A 4,020-nucleotide genomic window follows, 5' to 3' on the forward strand; every position below is an offset into this window, starting at 1 on the left:
GCTGGGCACGGCCATGGCACAGGGGCTGCTGGCGCTGTCGGCGGCGCTGGCCGCGCCCGGCGAGCGCGGCCGCGTGGTTGGCGCGGCCCAGGGCGGGGTGGTGATTGGCCTGCTGCTGGCGCGCACCTTGTCCGGCGCGCTGGCCGATCTGTGGGGCTGGCGCGCGGTCTATCTGGTCTCGGCCGCGCTGTCCGCGCTGCTGGCGGTGGCGTTGGCGCTGGGCCTGCCGCGCCGCCGGCTGCCGTCGGCCGGCATGGGCTATGGGGCCTTGCTGCGCTCCATGTATACCTTGGTGCTGACCGAGCCCGTGCTGCGGGTGCGCGGCATGATCGCGCTGCTGATGTTCGCCGCCGTCAGCGTGTTCTGGACCGCGCTGGTGCTGCCGCTGTCGGCGCCGCCGCACGCGTTGAGCCACACCGCCATCGGCGCGTTCGGGCTGGTGGGCGTGGCCGGCGTGCTGATGGCGGCGCGTGCCGGCCGGCTGGCCGATCGCGGGCAGGGACAGCGCACCACGGGCGCCAGCCTCGTGCTGTTGTGCCTGTCCTGGATACCGATCGCATTGCTGGATTGGAGCCTGTGGGCGCTGGCGCTGGGCGTGCTGCTGCTGGACGTGGCGCTGCAGGCGCTGCACGTGACCAACCAGTTGATGATTTTCAGCATCGGCGCGCAGGCGCACAGCCGGCTGGTCGGCGCCTACATGCTGTTCTACGCGGCCGGCAGCGGCCTGGGCGCGATCGCGGCCACGACGGTGTACGCGCATGCCGGCTGGCTGGGCGTGTGCGCGCTGGGCGCGAGCATCAGCGCGGCGGCGCTGCTGTTCTGGCTGGCGACGCTGCCGCGCGGCGCGGCGGCGAGGCAGCGCGAGGGGCGGTGCCAGGACGCGCTGGGTTGATGCGGGAGCGATCAGGCTGGCCGCCCGTGGATCGCGGCCGGCCTGGGTCCGTTCCGGTCAGGGCTGCACTTCGTACTCGCCCGAGCCCAGCACCACGGCGGCCAGCCCCGGCGCCTGGGTCAGCTTGTGCAGCGCATAGGCCTGCGCCGTGGCGATCTTGGCGGCGTGGAACTCGGGATCTTCCTGCTTGAGATCCAGGCTGGCCAGCAGCGCGCGCGCCATCTGCCAGCCGGCCAGCGTGGTGCCGGCCAGCATCAGGTAGGGCACGGCCGCGGCGAACACGGCGTTGGTATGGCCGGCCGCGTTGGCCAGCACGTAGTCCACGGCGCTGGCCAGCGCCTCGCGGGCCGCCTTGAGCGGGCCGGCCACGCGGGTGGCGGCCGGTTCGTTGCGGGCCAGCAGCGCGTCCTCGGTCTGGCGCACCTGGTCCAGCAGCCAGCGCGCCACGGCGCCGCCGTCGCGCAGCGTCTTGCGGCCCACCAGGTCGTTGGCCTGGATGGCGGTGGTGCCTTCGTAGATGGCCAGGATGCGCGCGTCGCGGTAGTACTGCGCGGCGCCGGTTTCCTCGATGAAGCCCATGCCGCCGTGCACCTGCACGCCCAGGCTGGTGACCTCGATCGACATCTCGGTGCACCAGCCCTTGACGATGGGCACCAGGTATTCCTGCACTGCCAGGTGGCGCGCGCGGGCCTTCTCGTCGGGGGAGGCGTGCGCCAGGTCGGCATGGCCGGCCGTGTAGTAGGCCAGCGCGCGGCCGGCCTCGGTGACGGCGCGCATGGTGCCCAGGATGCGGCGCACGTCCGGGTGCTGGATGATGGCCACGGCCTCGCGCGACGAGCCATCCACCGGACGGCTCTGCACGCGTTCGGCGGCATAGGCCAGCGCGTGCTGGTAGGCGCGGTCGGACACGGCCACGCCCTGCATGCCGACGGCGAAGCGCGCGGCGTTCATCATGATGAACATGGCGTCCAGGCCGCGGTTCTCCTGGCCGATCAGGTAGCCCACGGCGCCGCCGGCATCGCCGAATTGCAGCGTGGCGGTGGGGCTGGCCTTGATGCCGAGCTTGTGCTCGATCGACACGCAGTGCACGTCGTTGCGCTGGCCCAGCGAGCCGTCGGCGTTGACCAGGAACTTGGGCACCAGGAACAGCGAGATGCCCTTCACGCCCTCGGGCGCGTCGGGCAGGCGGGCCAGCACCAGGTGGATGATGTTCTCGGACAGGTCATGCTCGCCATAGGTGATGAAGATCTTGGTGCCCGAGATGCGGTAGCTGCCGTCGCCTTGCGGTTCGGCGCGCGAGCGCAGCAGGGCCAGGTCCGAGCCGGCCTGCGGCTCGGTCAGGTTCATGGTGCCGGTCCATTTGCCGGAGATCATCGGACCGATGTAGCGCTCGCGCAGCTCGGCCGAGCCGGCGGTCAGCAGCGCTTCGATGGCGCCGTTGGTCAGCAGCGGACACAGCGAGAACGACAGGTTGGCGGCGTTCAGCATTTCCGAGGTGGCCGCGCCCAGCAGGCCGGGCAGGCCCTGGCCGCCGTATTCGGCGGGATGGTTCATGCCCTGCCAGCCAGCCTCGGCGTACTGGCGGAAGGCCTGCTTGAAGCCGGGCGCGGTGGTGACGGCGCCATCGCGCCAGGCGCCGGGCTCGCGGTCGGCGGGCTGGTTCAGCGGGGCCAGCACCTCGCCGGCGAAGTGCGCGGCTTCCTCCAGCACCGCCTGGGCGGTGTCGGGCGTGGCTTCCTCGAAGCCGGGCAGGGCCGCCACGGCGGGCAGGCCCGCCAGGTGGTTGAGCACGAACAGCATGTCTTTGACGGGGGCTTGGTACGGCATGGCGTCGGAACTCCTGGATATGTGGTTGTCGTTGGAATCAGGCGGACTTGCTGGGATCGGCGGCGGGGCCGGACAGGTCGATGGCGCTGGTGGCGCCCACGGCCGCGCGCAGTTCGAATTTCTGGATCTTGCCGGTGGAGGTCTTGGGCAGCTCGCCGAAGCGCACCGCGCGCGGCACCTTGAAGCCGGGCAGCAGCAGCTTGCAGTGCGCGATGATTTCTTCGGCGGTGGCGCTGCAGCCCGGTTTGAGCTCGACGAAGGCGCAGGGCGTCTCGCCCCACTTGGGGTCGGGCATCGCGACCACGGCCACGGCGGCCACCGAGGGGTGGCGGTAGAGCGCGTCCTCGACCTCGATGCTGGAGATGTTCTCGCCGCCGGAGATGATGATGTCCTTGCTGCGGTCCTTGATGCGGATGTAGCCGTCGGGCGTCATCACGCCCAGGTCGCCCGTGTGGAACCAGCCGCCGGCGAAGGCATCCTCGGTGGCGCGCTCGTTCTTCAGGTAGCCCTTCATGCAGATGTTGCCGCGGAACATGATCTCGCCCACGGTCTGCTCGTCGGCCGGGACTTCGAGCATGGTTTCGGGATCGCGCACTGACACGCCGGCCTGCAGGTGATAGCGCACGCCCTGGCGCGCGTTGAGTAGGGCGCGCTCTTCGTCTTCCAGCGCGTCCCAGGCTGCCTGGCGCGCGCAGACGGCGGCCGGGCCGTAGACCTCGGTCAGGCCGTAGACGTGGGTCAGCTCGAAGCCGATCTCCTTCATTTTGGCGATCACGGCGGGCGCGGGCGCGGCGCCGGCCACCATGGTGCGGACCGTGTGCGTGATGCCGGCGCGCAGCTCGGCCGGCGCGTTGGCCAGCGCGCTCTGCACGATGGGCGCGCCGCAGTAGTGGGTGACGCCTTCGGCGCGGATCAGGTCGAACACGGTCTTGGGATCGAACTTGCGCAGGCAGACGTTGACGCCGGCGCGCGCGGCCACGGTCCAGGCGAAGCACCAGCCGTTGCAATGGAACAGCGGCAGCGTCCAGAGGTAGACCGGATGCTTGGGCATGTCCCATTCAAGGATGTTGCTGACGGCGTTCAGATAGGCGCCGCGATAGTGATAGACCACGCCCTTGGGATCGCCGGTGGTGCCGGACGTGTAGTTCAGCGCGATGGCGTCCCACTCGTCGGCCGGCGGCTGCCAGTCGAACGTGGCGGGCGCGGCGGCCAGGAAGGCGTCGTAGTCGGTCGCGCCGGGCAGGGTGGCGGGCGCGCCGTCCAGATCGTGCACGGAAATCACGACCAGGTGCGGGAATTCG

Annotated in this window: 3 protein-coding genes; 1 reads left to right on the top strand and 2 read right to left on the bottom strand. The window is 71.0% G+C overall.

Annotated features, from left to right (window positions below):
• On the top strand, positions 1-892 hold an 892-nt coding region (locus KDH83_RS29835), incomplete at its 5' end, for an MFS transporter (RefSeq protein ID WP_212322456.1).
• A 57-nt stretch (positions 893-949) separates the two neighbouring features.
• Here the strand turns inward: KDH83_RS29835 and KDH83_RS29840 are convergent.
• On the bottom strand, positions 950-2,719 hold the full coding sequence (locus KDH83_RS29840; RefSeq protein ID WP_212322459.1) for an acyl-CoA dehydrogenase: 1,770 nt from the start codon (positions 2,717-2,719) through the stop codon (positions 950-952).
• 37 nt (positions 2,720-2,756) lie between these two features.
• Positions 2,757-4,020 (bottom strand): AMP-binding protein (locus KDH83_RS29845; protein ID WP_212322464.1); only part of this gene is annotated, 1,264 nt, incomplete at its 5' end.

Source organism: Achromobacter sp. Marseille-Q0513, assembly GCF_018195695.1.
Classification (GTDB): Bacteria; Pseudomonadota; Gammaproteobacteria; order Burkholderiales; family Burkholderiaceae_B; genus Achromobacter.

Coding starts and splice junctions, on each gene's coding strand:
- KDH83_RS29840 (WP_212322459.1), bottom strand. CDS start 2,719: ATGCCGTACCAAGCCCCCGTCAAAGACATGCTGTTCGTGCTCAACCAC.